Genomic DNA, 15298 nt, shown 5'->3' on the forward strand with positions numbered 1-15298 from the left:
AGTTGGATGGAAGTCTTGAGGGTTGATATGAGGCTCGGCGGCGTTTGAGATCGCGGCTCATTTGGCCGGCGTGCCGGCGATGGTGACGGCGCGCTCGCTCAGTACCTTGCCGTCCGCATCGCGCACGCGCAGGCGGTAGTCGCCAGGGAACAGGTAGAGCGCGCTCTGCGCGTCCGAGTCCAGGAAGGCGAAGCGATCCGCGGCCACCGCGGTATCGAGCTCCTTTGCGTAGAACGCCTCGACCAGGCAGGGAAACTTGTCCTTGCACAAGCCGCCGTCGACGGCCAGCGGCAGCCGCTGCCCGCCCAGCCCCAGCCAGTCCGGGCGCTTCTCGTTTTCGCCCGGAGGCTTGGCGGGGATCATTGCGCCGTCCAGCGTGTACCAGCCGGGCACGGCCTTGGCGTCCTTGGGCGCGTTGCCGTCGGGCGGCAGGATCACCGATACGTCGTGCAGCGCCGGATCGGAACTCCATGCCGCCACGCCGGACGCGCCGGCCTCGGGCTTGCGTTCCAGCACCACCGGCACGGTGGGATGGAAGGTCATCACCAGCTGGTCGTAGGCCGCATGCGGCACGCGCGGATTGGCTTCGCGGAACTGGGTCTGGTCGATCGTCAGCGGCTCGATGCCGCTCAGCCGCGCCAGCTCGGCGGCCATCGGCGCGGCCCAGCCCAGCCGGCCCTTGGCCTTGTCGATATGCGCGTAGCCGGCATGCACGAACAGGCGCGCCTGCGGATGGTCCGCGAGCACCCGCTTGTAGAGATTCTTCGCCTGGCCGGTTTCACGTCCCGCCGTCGAGGAGTTATCCGATTCGTACGGCACCACCACGAAGCCCAGCTGCAGCGCGCGGCGCACCAGTTCGCCGTACAGCGGCTCGTGCAGGTATTCGCTGCCGCTGCTGGTCAGCGGATAGCCGCGCCTGGCCAGCTCGGTGTCCTCGTCGCCCAGCGCTTCCACCGCGAAGTGGGTGAAGCCGGCGGCCTTCAGGCGCGGCAGCAGAGCCAGCGTGAGTTCGCGGGTATGCGGGTCGTGGTGCGCCTCGTTGATCAGCACCAGCCGGCGCCCCGCGGTGAGCTGGACGATGGCCGTGGCGGCATCCACCGCCTGCCAGCTGGAGGGCGAGGGCAGCGGGTCGGTGTAGACCTTGCGGCTATCGATCGGGAAATCGCGCAGCGCCTGGCTGTACAGGCCCAGCTCGCTTTCGGTGGTGGCCAGCAGCTGCTTCGCCACCAGGCGCTGGGCCAGCGGCAGCTTGTGCATGGCTACCAGCAGGTAGCGATAGCGCGCCAGGTCATCCGTGAGCGGCTTGAGGTCGCGCAGCAGGGCCAGCGTGGATGGGTCGATGTCGCTGGCGCGCGGCGCGCCGCCGTACAGCAGTCCGAAAGCACAGCAGATGGCCGCGACCGTGCGCGAAACCCGATGACTCGATGGCATGAATCCGTTCCCCCCTGGATGCGTGAAAGCTAGTTGCACCGAAACGAAAAATGCAAAAGCACTGCAACAAACACGGTTATGGAGCCACCTCCAGTTTCCGCTCCGCCAGCGTGCGGCCTTGCGCATCCGCCGCACGCAGCACGTATTTGCCGGGATACAGATAAAGCGAACTCATCCCGTCCGCGGCGAGGAAGGCGAAGCGATCGGCCGCGATCGCCTGCTCGTCTTCGTCCGCATAGCGCGCTTCCACCACGCAGGGCAGGTGTCCCGCGCACAGGTCGGTGGTGATCAGCCGCGAGCTGCGCCGGCCGTCCAGGCTCAGCCAGCGCGGACGGCGCTGGTGGCCGGGCGGCGGCAGGATCACGTCGACGTCGTGCCGCGTCGGGTCCGCGCTCCAGGCGCTGCCGTCGTCGCGGCGCACCAGCACCACTGCGGTCTGCGGCTTGTACAGCGCGAGCAGCTGGCGATACGGATCGTTGTCGAGCCTGACGCCGATATCGCGCCAGCGGGTCTGGTCGATGCTGAGCGGATCGAAGCCGGTGATCTGCTTGAGCTGCATCGCCATGGTCTGCACGCCGGCGCCGAGATTGCCGGGCGCCTTGTCGATATGCGCATAGCCGGCATGGACGAACAGCCTGGCCTTGGGATCGGCTTCGAACACCTTGCGATAAAGCTGGCGCGCCTGGCCGCTCTCGCGGTCGGCAACGGTGGCCGCATCGGACTCGTAGGGCACCACGATGAAGCCGAGCTTCAGCGCCTGCCGCACGATCTCGCCGTACAGCGGCTCGTGCAGGTACTGGCTGCCGCTGGCCGGTGTCGGATAGCCGCGCCCGGCCAGCTCCGGGTCGCCGTCGTGCAGTGCTTCGGCGGCGAAGTGGGTGAAGCCTTCGGCGCGCAGGCGCGGCAGCAGGGCCAGGGTCAGCGCGCGGGTGTGGCCGTCGTGGTGGGCTTCGTTGATCATCACGATGCGCCGATCCTTGGCCAGCTTGCCGATGACTTCGGCCGCATCGTCCGCGCGCCACAGCTCCGGCGGCGGCAGTTCGCCGGTGAAGCTGACGCGGTTGTCGAACGGGAAGTCGCGGATCGCTTCGTCGTACAGCCCCAGCTCGTCCTCCACCGCGGCCAGCAGTTGCAGCGGCATGATGCGGTCGTCGTGTTCCAGCCGCGGGATGGCGTCGACCAGATGCTGGTAGCGCTGCAGGTCGGACTTCAGCGGCTGCAGCTCGGCGTAGAGGTCGCGCGCCTGCGCGGCCTGGTCGGCGGCGGCCGGCGCGGCGAAGCCGGCGCCCAGCATGGCGCAGGCCAGCATGCAGCCGAGCCGCAGGTGCCGACGCGCCACGCCCTGGTCCTTGTCCATGCCTGCCCCCGGATACGAGGCCGGCGGGGGAGCAGCCTCGCGCCGCTACAATAGCCCCTATGGATGCTTCGCGCAGTGATGTTCTGATCCTCGGCGGCGGCGTGATCGGCCTCGCCAGTGCCTATTACCTGTTGCAGGCTGGCGCCTCGGTCCGCGTGCTGGAGCAGGGCACGCCCGGCTGCGGCAGTTCCCACGGCAATTGCGGCACCATCACGCCCAGCCACGCGGCGCCGCTGGCGATGCCGGGCATGGTCGGCGTGGCGCTGCGCTCGATGTTCCGCGCCGACGCGCCGCTATATCTCAACCCCCGGCCCGACCCGGAGCGCCTGCGCTGGCTGCTGGGTTTCGCGCGGCGCTGCAACTGGCGCGATTTCGAACGCGCCACGCGGGCCCGCTCGGCGATCCTGCAGCGCTCGCGCACACTCCTCGAAACGCTGGTGCGCGAGCAGCAGCTCGACTGCGAATTCGTCGCCGGCGGCGAGCTTTATGTCTACCGCGGCCGCGCGCAGATGGAGGCCGACGAGCGCCATCACGCGCAGGTGCTGGACCGCCTCGGCATCGCGGTCGAGCGCCTGCGCGGCGACGAAGTGGAACAGATGGAGCCGGCCCTGCTGCCCGGCGTGGCCGGCGGCCTGTTCCATCCCGGCGATGCGCAGCTGCGGCCGAACCGCTACGCCGCGGAACTGGCGCGCCGCGTGCGTGAGCTGGGCGGGGTGATCGAGAGCGGTGCGCGCATCGACCAGTTCGGCCTGCAGCACGGCCGCATCTCGCACGTGCGCACCACGCGCGGCGTGTTCCATGGCGAACAAGTGGTGATGGCGCTCGGCGCCTGGTCGCCGCTGCTGGGCAAGCTGCTGGACCTGCGCCTGCCGATGCAGCCGGGCAAGGGCTATTCGATCACCTACACGCGTCCCGAGCTGGCGCCGCGCCATGCGCTGGTGCTGCGCGAGGCGGCGGTGTGCGTCACCACCTGGGGCAGTGGTTATCGCCTGGGCAGCACCATGGAATTCTCCGGCTATGCCGAAGGCCTGAACCGCACGCGCCTGGATGCGCTGCGCCGCGGCGCGGCGGCCGCGCTGCGCGAGCCGGAAGGCCCGGAAGTGCTGGAAGAATGGTGGGGCTGGCGGCCGATGAGCATGGACGAAGTGCCGCTGATCGGCCCGAGCACGCGCTGGTCGAACCTGTTGCTGGCCACCGCGCACGGCATGCTGGGCGTCAGCATGTCGGCGGCGACCGGCGAACTGGTCGCCGCGCTGGCCGGGCGCGGCACGCCGGCGCTGGATCCGGCGCCTTATGCACCGGCACGCTTCGGCCTGTGACGGATTGACGTGGACTTACAGCGGCGGCCGTTAGCGTGGCCCGTTTCGAATTCAAGTTTCATCGCGAGGAACCTCGACGCATGGCCGATACCTACGACCTGATCGTGCTCGGCGCCGGCTCCGGCGGACTGGCCATGGCCTTCCGCGCGGCGCGGCATGGCGCGCGCGTCGCGCTGCTGGATCCCGGCGCGCTCGGCGGCACCTGCGTCAATGTCGGCTGCGTGCCGAAGAAATCGCTGTGGTTCGCCGCCCAGCTCGCGCACGCGATGCAACTGGCCGGGCCCTATGGTTTCGAGGGCGGGCCGGGCAGGCTGGACTGGGAGCATTTCCGGCAGCGGCGGCTGGCGTATATCGACGGCATCAAGCTGCGCTACGAAGAGCGCCTGGCCGCCGCCGGCGTGCAGTGGCTGCGCGAGGCCGGACGCTTCGTCGCGCCGGACACCATCGCCACCGACAGCGGCGCGGAACTGCGCGCGCCGCAGATCGTGATCGCCACCGGCGCGCGGCCGCTGCGCCTGCCGCTGCCGGGCTTCGAACTGGGCCTGGTTTCCGACGACATGTTCGCGCTGCGCGAACTGCCGCGGCGCGTGGCCGTGGTCGGCGGCGGCTACATCGCGGTGGAATTCGCCGGTCTGCTGCGCGCGCTGGGCAGCGAGGTGACGCTGCACGTGCGCGAACGCATGCTGCGCGGCTTCGACACCGAGCTGGTCGCCTCGCTGGAAGAACACCTGCGCACCCAGGGCATCACCCTGGCCAGCGGCGCACGTATCGCCGGCGCGCGCCGCGACGGCGATGCGATCGTGCTGGACGACACCAGCTGCGGCGAGCGCGGACCTTACGACGCCGTGCTGTGGGCGCTGGGCCGCGTGCCGAATACCGAACGGCTCGATCTCGACGCCGCCGGCGTGCGCTGCGACGGGCGCGGCCACGTGCTGACCGACGCCTGGCAGAACACCAACGTGCCCGGCATCGCCGCATTGGGCGACGTCACCGGCCGCCTCGCGCTGACGCCGGTGGCGGTGGCTGCCGGCCGGCGCCTGGCTGAGCGCTGGTTCGGCGGCATGAATGAAGCGAAGCTCGATTACCACGACGTGCCCAGCGTGGTGTTCTCCGAACCGCCGCTGGGCGCCGTCGGCCTGACCGAGGCGCAGGCGCGCGAGAAGTTCGGCGACAGCGTGCGCGTCTATCGCAGCCGCTTCACCCCGATGCAGTGGGCGCTGGCCGGCCAGCACGGCCAGACCCTGATGAAACTGGTCTGCGTGGGCGAGGACGAACGCGTGGCCGGCGTGCACGTGCTGGGGCCGGGCGCGGACGAGATGCTGCAGGGCTTTGCGGTGGCGCTGAAGATGGGCGCGTGCAAGCGCGACCTGGACGCCACGGTGGCGATCCATCCCAGCTCGGGCGAAGAGCTGGTGCTGATGTCGTAGCTTGGGATGAGCGCCGCGAACCCGGGCGTGGCGCTTGCGGTGCGAGGTCCGTTGGGGTTCGCTGCGCTCACCCCAACCTATGCATGCTGCGCATGCGCCGCCATTACACTGCACCGATGGATACCTGCACCCTGCACCAAGGCAGCGCGCCGCTGCTGATCAGCCTGCCGCACGACGGCAGCTTCATTCCCGAGGCCATTGCCGCGCGCCTGCATCCCGCCGCGCGCCGCGCGCCCGATACCGACTGGCACGTCGGCCGCCTGTACCAGCCGCTGGCCGAGCTGCTCGGTGCGAGCGTGATCCGCCCACAGGCGTCGCGCTACGTGGTCGATCTCAACCGTCCGGCCGATGGACACGCGCTTTATCCGGGCCAGCGCGAGACCGGCCTGGTCTCGACCATCGGCTTCGACGGCGCGCCGCTGTACCTGGACGGGCAGGAGCCCGATGCGGCAGAAGTTCAACAGCGGGTAAACGATTATTGGCGGCCGTATCACCAGGCGCTCGCGCAGGAAATTGCGCGGCTGCTGGCGGCGCACGGACGCGTGACGGTGTGGGAAGGCCATTCGATCCGCAGCCGCGTACCGATGCTGTTCGAAGGCCGGCTGCCCGACCTCAACCTCGGCACCGCCGACGGCGCCAGCTGCTCGCCCGCGCTGCAGGCGCAGCTGGCGGCCTGCCTGAAGGCGCAGTCCGACTACGCTTTCATCGTCAACGGCCGCTTCAAGGGCGGCTATATCACGCGGCAGTACGCCCGGCCGGAGCAGGGCGTGCAGACCGTGCAGCTGGAGCTGGCGCAGCTCAACTACATGGACGAGGACAGCTTCGCCTACGACGAGGCGAAGGCCGCGCGGCTGCAGCCGCTGATCCTGTCCCTGCTGCGCTTGTGCGTGGCCTGAGCGCAAGGAATTTCGACGCTTGACGGCATGCCGCAAAGTCAAGAACTCCACGGCTTCCACGTATACGGAAACCGCTGCTTTTCCCGCTTCCAGCGCAGCCTCGAACGTGCCAAGGTGAACCCGCCGCGCCACCCGTGACGCCGGGTTCCGGCCGGGCCCGCGGCTATCCAAGGATTTCGAGGTTTTCCCCATGCGCAAACTGGCCATCGCTTCCCTGCTCATCGCGGCTGTCGCCTTTTCCGGATCGGTGCTCGCCCAGGACGGCGCGGCCGCACCGCAGACGGGCACGACCAAGTCGGCGACGCATCACGCCAAGCATTCCAAGAGCAAGGGCCACAAGGCGGCGAAGGGTTCGAAGAGCTCCAAGAAGAGCGCCATGCCGGCCACTACCACGTCGCCCTGAGCGCAGGCCGGTGGATCGAAGCCCCGGGGCTCAGGCCGCCGGGGTTTTTCTTTGCGCGCTTAAAGCCCCTCTCCCACCGGGAGAGGGGTTGGGGTGAGGGTTGGGGTGAGGGTACGGGCGGAGTAGCAAGAGTGATGTGCGCCGCTCCGCCCGTACCCTCATCCGGCTGCCGCCACCTTCCTCGCTCCTCAAAGCCGGGCACATCCCTGTGCCCTCTCCGCGTGCTCCCGGAGGGAGAAGGGTTTCATCTTTCAGGTACTCGCCGATAGCGCCGCGATGCACTTCAGCTCGATCGCGATCGGCGTCGGCAGGTCGGTGACGCCCAGCGTGGTGCGGCAGGCGTCGACGCCGGCGAAGTATTCGGCGTAGAGGCGGTTGTAGGCGGGAAAGTCGCGCGCCATGTCGGTCAGGAAGACGGTGACGTCGACCAGGTCTTCCCAGCGCGCGCCGCTGGCTTCGAGTACGTGGCGCACATTGGCGAACACCTGGCGGCACTGCGCTTCGATGTCGTAGCTGAGCAGGCGTCCCCCGGCATCGGTGACATTGCCGGGAATGCCGTTGCTGCCGGGCATGCGCGGACCCACGCCGGAAAGAAACAGCAGGTTGCCGACGCGCCGCGCGTGCGGATACGCGCCCACCGGCGCGGGCGCCTTGTCGGTGCGGACCACGCCGTCGTTCATCGCGGCAGGGCCGGGCCGGTGGTGAGGCGGCGCAGCGCATCTTGGTAGGCCGGATACAGCTGCTCGCGCGCACTCACGTGCAGACCGAGGTCGTTGATGTGGCCGTCGAACAGGCTGTAGCACCAGGCGTGCACGGACAGCTTCTGCCCGCGCTCCCACGCATCCATCACGATGGTGGTGTGGCAGACGTTGACCACCTGCTCGATCGCATTGAGTTCGCACAGGCGGGTATTGCGCAACTGCATCAGGTCCAGTGCGGCGAGCATGCCGGTGTGCTTCTGCGCGACGTCGGCCACGTGGCGCAGCCAGTTGTCGACCAGGCCCAGCCGGCGATCGTCCAGCACCGCCTGCACGCCGCCGCAGCCGTAATGGCCGACCACCAGGATGTGTTCCACCTTCAGCACGTCGACCGCGAACTGGATGGCGCTGAGGCAGTTGAGGTCGGTATGCGAGACCACGTTGGCGACATTGCGCTGCACGAAGATATCGCCCGGCGGCAGGTCGACGATCTGGGTGGCCGGCACGCGCGAATCGGAGCAGCCGATCCACAGGTACTTCGGCGCCTGCTGCTGGGCGAGGCGTTCGAAGAAGTGCGGGTCTTCGCCGCGCACGGCGGCGGACCAGCGGCGGTTGCTGTCGAGCAGGTCTTGCAAGGGACTGTTCAAGGCGAGGCCTCTTTAGTAACGGATGCAGATGTTCTTCGGTTCGGTGAAGAAGCGCAGCGCCTCGACCCCGCCTTCGCGGCCGACTCCGGATTGCTTGCTGCCGCCGAACGGCGTGCGCAGGTCGCGCAGCAGCCAGCAGTTGATCCAGACGATGCCGAAGTCCAGGCGCGCACCGAAGCGATGCGCGCGCGACAGGTCGCTGGTCCATAGCGAAGCAGCCAGGCCGTAACCGGTGCCGTTGGCGATCGCCAGCGCTTCGTCCTCGTCGTCGAACGGAATCAGGCTGACCACCGGGCCGAAGATTTCCTGCTGGTTGGTGCTGGCCGCGGGAGCGAGGCCTTCGAGCACCGTCGGCGCGACATACCAGCCACCGGCCAGCGGACCGGGCAGGGCGAGCGCATCGCCGCCGCACAGCACCTCGCCGCCTTCGGCGCGGGCCTGCGCGATGCAATCCAGTACCTTCTCGAAATGTTCGCGCGAGACCAGCGCGCCCAGGTCGCTGGACGCCTCGCGCGGATCGCCCACGCGCAGCGCACGCACCTTGGCGAGATAGCGTTCGCGGAAAGCCGCATAGATCGAGCGCTGTACCAGCAGGCGCGAACCGCACAGGCAGATCTCGCCCTGGTTGGCGAAGCCCGAGCGCACGATGGTGTCGAGGTTGGCCTCGCTCAGCTCCGCATCGGCGAACACGATCGCCGGATTCTTGCCGCCCAGTTCCAGCGACAGTTTCTTGAAGCGCGGCGCCGCGGCTGCGGCGATCTGCGCGCCGGTGCGCGTGCTGCCGGTGAACGACACCGCCTTTACCTCGGCATGCTCGACCAGCGCCTGGCCCACGCTCGGGCCGCGGCCCTGCACGATGTTCAGCACGCCGGGCGGAAAGCCGGCTTCGATGCTCAGCTCGCCCAGCAGCGCGGCCGTGCATGGCGTGATCTCGGACGGCTTGGCCACCACCGTGTTGCCCGCGGCCAGCGCGGGCGCGATCTTCCAGGTGAACAGGTACAGCGGCAGGTTCCACGGACTGATGCAGCCGACCACGCCGAGCGGCTGGCGCAGCGTGTAGTTGATCGCGCCCAGCTCCATCGCATGCGACTCGCTGCTCCACGGCACGATCGCCGCGGCGAAGTAGCGCAGGTTGCTTACCGCGCGCGGGATGTCGAGGCTGCGCGCCAGGCTCAGCGGCTTGCCGCTGTCGCGCGATTCGAGCGCGGCGAATTCGTCCAGGCGTGCTTCGATCAGATCGGAAAGGCGCTGCAGCAGCTGCGCGCGCTGTTCGGTCGAGGTGGCTGCCCAGGCCGGCGCAGCTGCGCGTGCGGCGACGACGGCGGCATCGACGTCGTCAGCGGAGGAATCGGGACAATGCGCGAAAACCTCGCCAGTGGCCGGCTCGAACACATCGAGCCAACGATCCTGGCGCGGCGCCTGCAGGCGACCGTCGATCAGGTTGGCGAGGCGCAGGCTGGGCATCCGCACAAGCTTAATCCCTGGGGCGCGCGAATGCACCGGACGCCGAGGTATGGCTTCAGGACAGGGCGCGCGTGCGGCCGCCGTCCACCGCGATGCTCACGCCATTGACGTAGGCCGCGGCCGGCGTGCACAGGAAGGCGATCACCGAGGCGACTTCTTCCGCTTCACCGAAGCGGCCGGCGGGCACGCTGGCGAGCATGCCGCGCTCCAGTTCCTCGCGGCTGCGGCCGCTGCTGGCGCTCTGCGTTTCCAGCAGGCCGTCGAGGCGCGCGGTGCGGGTGTAGCCCGGCAGCACGTTGTTGACCGTGATGCCTTCGCCGGCCAGTTCGCCGGCCAGGGTCTTGGCCCAGGCAGCGACGGCGGCGCGGATGGTGTTGGACACGCCGAGCCCCGGAATCGGTTCTTTCACCGAGGTGGAAATCACATTGACGATGCGGCCGTAGCCGCTGCTGCGCATGCCGGGCAACACCGACTGCACCAGCGCCTGTCCGGCCAGCACGTGCTGGCGGAACGCCGCTTCGAACGCCGCGCTTTCGGCGGTATGCGCGCTGCCGCCGGGCGGGCCGCCGGTGTTGTTGATCAGGATCTGCACCGGCTCGGTGGCGACCGCGTCGGTGGCGGCGGTGAACAGCTTGGCGGTATCGAGCATGTCCGCCGATTGCCAGCGGTGCTGCTGCTGCGCATGCACGCGCGGCAGGGCTTCGGCGAGTGCCTTGAGCTTCTCGGTGGAGCGCGCCAGCAAGGTGACGTTGGCGCCGAGGGCAGCCAGTTCGATCGCGGCGGCGCGGCCGATGCCTTGCGAGGCACCGCAGACCAGGGCGTGACGCCCGCTCAGATCCAGCTGCATGACGACACTCTCCAGGTATCAGCGGATATCGGTGAATCAGGATCGGTGAATCAGGATCAGTGAATCAGTGCGCCATCCATTGCAGGCCCAGCGCTGCGAACCAGCACAGCCATGCACCCCACGGACAATAGCGCCACACCCGTCGCCAGCGGGTGATGGCAACGTCTTCCAGCGCCGGCAGGATCGGCGAGCGCAGCGCCAGCTGCAGGCGCATCCACACGCCGAGCAGGCCGGTGCGGCCGGTTTCGGTCTCGGCGATGATCTTCCACTGCGCCGGATGGCGCGTGCGCAGCAGGCTGACGATGCGCACCTGCGCGAAGAAATGCAGCAGGAAGAACACCACGCCGGCGAACAGGAGCGAGAGATAGAACGTGAGCATGCGGGTGATTCCGGGTGTATGCGTAAGCGTGGGCGCGGACGATCAGTCCGGCTTGGCCTGGTTGCCGTCGTCGGGCCTGGCCGGAGTATCGGCCGCCGGGGTGTTCACCGTGCCGGGCTTGGCCGCCGGATCCGCGCCGGGCCACAGCGGCACCGGCAGCGCGGTGCGCAGCGTGTTGAGCACGCCGTCGCCCTTCGGCGCCTTGCCGCAGATCGAGCTGTCCACCGCGTCGGCGAAGGTGCTGTTCATCAGGCCGACCCACACCGAGCCGTCCGGTCCGTGCGGAATGCGGAAGCTGCCGGCGGTGGCCATCTTCACCGGTGCCTCGGCGGAGAACGCCGCGGGCGACTGTTCCCAATAGGTGCTGTCGGCCTGCTGCTTGGCCGAGCTGTACAGCACCAGGTAGCGCGCCTGCTTGCTGGTGACCTTGACGCTGCCGAACGCGCCGGTGGTCTCGCTGGTCCAGCCCATGTGCTCGCACAGCGGGATGTCTTCGCTGCTGACCGGCTGGAAGGCTTCGTCCAGCAGCGTCACGGTGGGGCCGAACAGATAGCTGGCGCGCAGCCAGCGGCCGTTCAATTCCGCCTTGATCGCAATGCGGTACGGCAGCTTGCTGTCCGGCGGCAGGCGGAAGCTGAGGAAATAGCTGCGCTCGCCATTGATGCTGGCGACCAGGCTGCCCGGGCCCAGCTCGAAGCGCTTGGGTTCCCACGGCAGCAGGTTCTGGAACGAGAAGTCCGCGTAGCTGCTGCAGCAGGGCGTGGCCTGCTGCAGCGTGGCCTTGGCCTGGTCCAGCGCCGTGCTGCTGTCCTCCGGCGAGCGGAAGTTCGGCGGCACCAGCTTCTTGACCTGGTGGCAGGCGCCGAGGGCCAGCACGGCCACGGCGAACAGCGGGACGAGGAGCAGTCGGCGTGAAGGCATCTTCGAGATCAGAACTCGGCCGTGCCGGCGGCACGAGGGTAGGGGATGGCGTCGCGGATATTGGCGAGGCCGCAAACGTAAACCAGCAGGCGCTCGAAGCCCAGCCCGAAGCCCGCGTGCGGCACCGTGCCGTAGCGGCGCAGATCACGGTACCAGCCGTAGGTGGCGGTATCGAGACCGAACTTGGCCATGCGGCGGTCGAGGTAGTCCAGGCGCTCCTCGCGCTGGCTGCCGCCGATGATCTCGCCGATGCCGGGGGCCAGCACGTCCATCGCGGCGACGGTCTTCCCGTCGTCGTTCAGGCGCATGTAGAAGGCCTTGATCTGCTCCGGATAGTTCATCACCACCACCGGGCGGCCGACGTGCTTCTCGGCCAGGTAGCGTTCGTGCTCGGTCTGCAGGTCGATGCCCCAGGCGACCGGGAACTCGAACTTCTGGCCGCAGTTCTTCAGGATCTCCACCGCCTCGGTGTAGTCGATCCGCTCGAACGGCTGGGCGATGAAGTGCTCCAGGCGGGTCACCGCTTCCGGCAGCACGCGCTCGGCGAAGAACGCCATGTCGTCCGCGCGCTCGTCCAGCACCGCCTTGAAGATGGCCTTGAGGAAGATTTCGGCGCAATCGGCATTGGCGGTGAGGTCGGCGAAGGCGATTTCCGGCTCCACCATCCAGAACTCGGCCAGGTGGCGCGGGGTGTTGGAGTTCTCGGCGCGGAAGGTCGGGCCGAAGGTGTAGACCTTGCTCATCGCCAGCGCGTACGCCTCGACGTTGAGCTGGCCGGACACGGTGAGGAAGGCCTCGCGTCCGAAGAAGTCCTTGCGGAAGTCGATCTTGCCGTCCGGCAGGCGCGGCAGGTTGGCCAGGTCCAGGGTGGACAGGCGGAACATGTCGCCGGCGCCTTCGGCGTCGGAGGTGGTGATGATCGGGGTGTTGATCCAGAAGAAGCCCTGCTCGGTGAGGTGGCGGTGGATCGCCGTCATCATCGTGTGGCGGACGCGGGTGACCGCGCCGAACAGGTTGGTGCGCGGGCGCAGGTGGGCCACCTCGCGCAGGAATTCCATGGAGTGCTGCTTGGGCTGGATCGGATAGGTTTCCGGGTCGTCGACCAGGCCGGTGACCTCGACGCTGTCGGCCTGCAGCTCGAAGCTCTGGCCCTGGCCCTGCGAGGGCACCAGGGTGCCGCTGACGATCAGGCCGGCGCCGGCGGTGAGGTGCTTCACCTCGGTTTCGTAGTTGGCCAGGGTGGCTGGCACCACGGCCTGGATCGGGGCGAAGCAGGAGCCGTCCGTGAGATTGACGAAGGACAGGCCGGCCTTGGAATCGCGCCGGGTACGCACCCAGCCCCGGACCGTCACCTTGCTGCCGGCCTCGAGCTTGCCGGAGAGGGCCTGTTTGACACTGACCACCGTCATGGATTGAAACTCCTGCTGGGGTGCCGCATCTGGCACATGTAATTGAAGAAAATCGGGCTGCAAAGCGCGCTGGAGCGCCCCGCCGCATCGCAGCGGCCGGGGGCAAACCTCGATCATAATGTAGGCTTCGACCGGACCGCGACGTTCCGATCCCCATTTCGTGCCATCAGTTCCCGCCATGACCATCAGCATCACTCCCGCCGCCAACGAACGCATGCGCCACTTCCTGGCCACCACGCCGGGCGCCGCCGGCGTCCGCTTCGGCGTGAAGCGCACCGGCTGCTCGGGCTTCGCCTACGTGGTGGACCTGGCCGACAGCGTCTCGCCCGAGGACCAGACCCTGGAACTGGACGGCGTGCGCCTGATCGTCGACGCCAAGAGCCTGCCCCTGGTGGACGGCACGGTGATCGACTTCCAGCGCCAGGGCCTCAACGCGGCCTTCGTGTTCCACAACCCCAACGCCACCGGCGAGTGCGGCTGCGGCGAGAGTTTCACCATCTCCTGAGGCCCGGCCGGGCCTGCCGCTTGCGGTAAACCCGCACGCCCGTTTATAATTCCGCTTCTGTCCAGACGAAAAAGGTCCGGGCAGGCCCTTGCCTCACCGCATCCAGCGGGAGGCTGCCAGGCCCCGAAAGGGCCGCATCCGCAAGGAGTTACCTACCAATGACGACTCTGCGTCATTACGAAGTTGTGTTCCTGGTCCATCCGGACCAGAGCGAGCAGGTCCCGGCCATGGTCGAGCGCTACAAGGCGCTGATCGAGACCGACGGTGGCAAGATCCATCGCCTGGAAGACTGGGGCCGCCGCCAGCTGGCCTACCCGATCGTGAACCTGGCCAAGGCTCACTACGTCATGCTCAACATCGAAGTCGGCCAGGCCGCGCTGAACGAGCTGGAGTCGGGCTTCCGCTTCAACGACGCCGTGCTGCGCCACCTGGTGATCAAGCGCGACATCGCCGATACCGAGCCGTCCTTCATCCTGAAGTCCAAGGAAAAGGATGACGCCAAGTCCTCGCGCCGCCGCGATGACGACAGCGACAGCGAAGGCAGCGACGACCGTCGCGGCAGCCGCAACGACAACGACCGCGACAGCGACGACTGATCAGGAGCACAGCCATGTCCAAGTTCTTCCGCCGCCGCAAGTTCTGCCGCTTCACGGCCGAAAACGTGAAGGAGATCGATTACAAGGATCTCAACACGCTGCGCCAGTACATCACCGAGAACGGCAAGATCGTGCCGAGCCGCATCACCGGCACCAAGGCGCGCTACCAGCGCCAGCTGGCCACTGCGGTCAAGCGCGCGCGCTTCCTGGCGCTGCTGCCGTACACCGACAACCACGACGTCTGATGGATCGCGCCCGGCCTCGCGCCGGGCGCCTCCTCAACTCTTCGGACAACCGTCCACGGCTGCGCCGGGCCACACCGGTGCTAACGAAAAGGAATAAACCATGGATCTGATCCTCCTCGAGAAAGTCCGCGGCCTCGGCAACCTGGGCGACAAGGTCAAGGTGAAGCCGGGCTACGGCCGTAACTACCTGCTGCCGCAGGGCAAGGCCGCACGGGCCACCGCCGCCAACCTCGAAAGCTTCGAGAAGCGCCGCGCCGAGTACGAAGCGAAGGCCAACAAGCAGATGTCCGACGCCACCACGCGCCAGGCCAAGCTGGTCGACGTTGCGGTGACCATCGCCGCCAATGCCAGCCCGGAAGGCAAGCTGTACGGTTCGGTCGGTCCGCGCGAGATCGCCGACGCCCTGCAGGCCGCCGGCCACGACATCAACAAGAACGAAGTGATCCAGGGCGAAGGCCCGATCCGCGTGACGGGTGAGTTCGAAGTGGTCGTCGCGCTGCACGCCGACGTGCAGTCGACCGTCAAGGTGACGGTGATCGGCGAGAAGTAAGCCGGTCCTCAGCCTTGCTGATCAGACGGGCGCCCCAGGGCGCCCGTTTGTTTTGGGGGTGAAGACTCCTCGCCGGGGATGGTTATCCACCGGTACCCACAGCTTATCCACAGAGTTATGGTCTCGTCGCATGAGAAAACGCCGCGTATCCTCTGATGGCGACGATCCGCGTTGGTCGGATTCGCCCGGCAACTCGCGAGGAGA

General features: G+C 68.2%; 17 protein-coding genes. 8 read left to right on the plus strand and 9 right to left on the minus strand.

Features of this window, described 5'->3' with window-relative positions:
• Window positions 1-57: 57 nt before the first annotated feature.
• Together AB4083_RS00295 and AB4083_RS00300 are read right to left on the minus strand one after the other, a co-directional pair.
• On the minus strand, window positions 58-1431 hold the full coding sequence (locus tag AB4083_RS00295; protein WP_441605755.1) for a hypothetical protein: 1374 nt from the start codon (window positions 1429-1431) through the stop codon (window positions 58-60).
• Window positions 1432-1507: 76 nt separating this feature from the next.
• Window positions 1508-2788 carry a hypothetical protein gene (locus AB4083_RS00300; protein ID WP_441605756.1) on the minus strand — a complete coding sequence of 427 codons (1281 nt, stop codon included), beginning with the start codon at window positions 2786-2788 and terminating at the stop codon, window positions 1508-1510.
• Window positions 2789-2847: 59 nt separating this feature from the next.
• Here AB4083_RS00300 and AB4083_RS00305 point away from each other — a divergent pair, with 59 nt between their 5' ends.
• From AB4083_RS00305 to AB4083_RS00320, 4 genes are all read left to right on the plus strand, one after another.
• Window positions 2848-4107, plus strand: a complete 1260-nt coding sequence (locus tag AB4083_RS00305; protein ID WP_441605757.1) for an NAD(P)/FAD-dependent oxidoreductase — start codon at window positions 2848-2850, stop codon at window positions 4105-4107.
• Window positions 4108-4187: 80 nt separating this feature from the next.
• Window positions 4188-5534, plus strand: a complete 1347-nt coding sequence (gene gorA / locus AB4083_RS00310) for a glutathione-disulfide reductase (RefSeq protein WP_441605758.1) — start codon at window positions 4188-4190, stop codon at window positions 5532-5534.
• A gap of 92 nt (window positions 5535-5626) precedes the next feature.
• Window positions 5627-6430, plus strand: a complete 804-nt coding sequence (gene hutG, locus AB4083_RS00315; RefSeq protein WP_441605759.1) for an N-formylglutamate deformylase — start codon at window positions 5627-5629, stop codon at window positions 6428-6430.
• A 190-nt stretch (window positions 6431-6620) separates the two neighbouring features.
• Complete coding sequence (locus AB4083_RS00320) at window positions 6621-6833, plus strand: hypothetical protein (RefSeq protein ID WP_441605760.1); 213 nt, start codon at window positions 6621-6623, stop codon at window positions 6831-6833.
• Window positions 6834-7084: 251 nt separating this feature from the next.
• On the opposite strand, the gene AB4083_RS00325 is transcribed toward AB4083_RS00320, so the two are convergent.
• From AB4083_RS00325 to asnS, 7 genes are all read right to left on the minus strand, one after another.
• On the minus strand, window positions 7085-7513 hold the full coding sequence (locus AB4083_RS00325; protein ID WP_441605761.1) for a RidA family protein: 429 nt from the start codon (window positions 7511-7513) through the stop codon (window positions 7085-7087).
• Window positions 7510-8178, minus strand: coding sequence for a carbonate dehydratase (gene can / locus AB4083_RS00330; RefSeq protein ID WP_441605762.1), 669 nt, complete (start codon window positions 8176-8178; stop codon window positions 7510-7512). Before can ends, AB4083_RS00325 begins: the two co-directional genes overlap by 4 nt.
• 12 nt (window positions 8179-8190) lie before the next feature.
• A complete protein-coding gene (locus AB4083_RS00335) occupies window positions 8191-9642 on the minus strand; it encodes an aldehyde dehydrogenase (RefSeq protein ID WP_441606453.1) in 1452 nt (483 codons plus the stop codon).
• Between the two features lie 55 nt (window positions 9643-9697).
• Entirely contained in the window at window positions 9698-10489 is a 792-nt protein-coding gene (locus AB4083_RS00340; protein ID WP_441605763.1) for an SDR family oxidoreductase, read from the minus strand.
• A gap of 64 nt (window positions 10490-10553) precedes the next feature.
• The gene (locus AB4083_RS00345) at window positions 10554-10868 is read right to left on the minus strand and encodes a hypothetical protein (protein ID WP_441605764.1); all 315 of its coding nucleotides are present in this window, start codon (window positions 10866-10868) and stop codon (window positions 10554-10556) included.
• A 42-nt stretch (window positions 10869-10910) separates the two neighbouring features.
• Window positions 10911-11789, minus strand: coding sequence for a hypothetical protein (locus tag AB4083_RS00350; protein ID WP_441605765.1), 879 nt, complete (start codon window positions 11787-11789; stop codon window positions 10911-10913).
• An 8-nt stretch (window positions 11790-11797) separates the two neighbouring features.
• Window positions 11798-13198, minus strand: coding sequence for an asparagine--tRNA ligase (gene asnS / locus AB4083_RS00355; protein ID WP_441605766.1), 1401 nt, complete (start codon window positions 13196-13198; stop codon window positions 11798-11800).
• A gap of 178 nt (window positions 13199-13376) precedes the next feature.
• Here asnS and AB4083_RS00360 point away from each other — a divergent pair, with 178 nt between their 5' ends.
• The 4 genes from AB4083_RS00360 (at window position 13377) to rplI (ending at window position 15094) form a co-directional block, all read left to right on the plus strand.
• Window positions 13377-13703, plus strand: coding sequence for a HesB/IscA family protein (locus tag AB4083_RS00360; RefSeq protein ID WP_441605767.1), 327 nt, complete (start codon window positions 13377-13379; stop codon window positions 13701-13703).
• A gap of 158 nt (window positions 13704-13861) precedes the next feature.
• Entirely contained in the window at window positions 13862-14299 is a 438-nt protein-coding gene (gene rpsF, locus AB4083_RS00365; RefSeq protein ID WP_441605768.1) for a 30S ribosomal protein S6, read from the plus strand.
• Window positions 14300-14313: 14 nt separating this feature from the next.
• On the plus strand, window positions 14314-14544 hold the full coding sequence (gene rpsR / locus AB4083_RS00370) for a 30S ribosomal protein S18 (RefSeq protein WP_131150740.1): 231 nt from the start codon (window positions 14314-14316) through the stop codon (window positions 14542-14544).
• A 100-nt stretch (window positions 14545-14644) separates the two neighbouring features.
• Window positions 14645-15094 carry a 50S ribosomal protein L9 gene (gene rplI, locus AB4083_RS00375; RefSeq protein ID WP_441605769.1) on the plus strand — a complete coding sequence of 150 codons (450 nt, stop codon included), beginning with the start codon at window positions 14645-14647 and terminating at the stop codon, window positions 15092-15094.
• Window positions 15095-15298 lie beyond the last annotated feature (204 nt).

It is taken from the genome of Dyella sp. 2RAB6, assembly GCF_052115385.1.
GTDB lineage: Bacteria > Pseudomonadota > Gammaproteobacteria > Xanthomonadales > Rhodanobacteraceae > Dyella_D.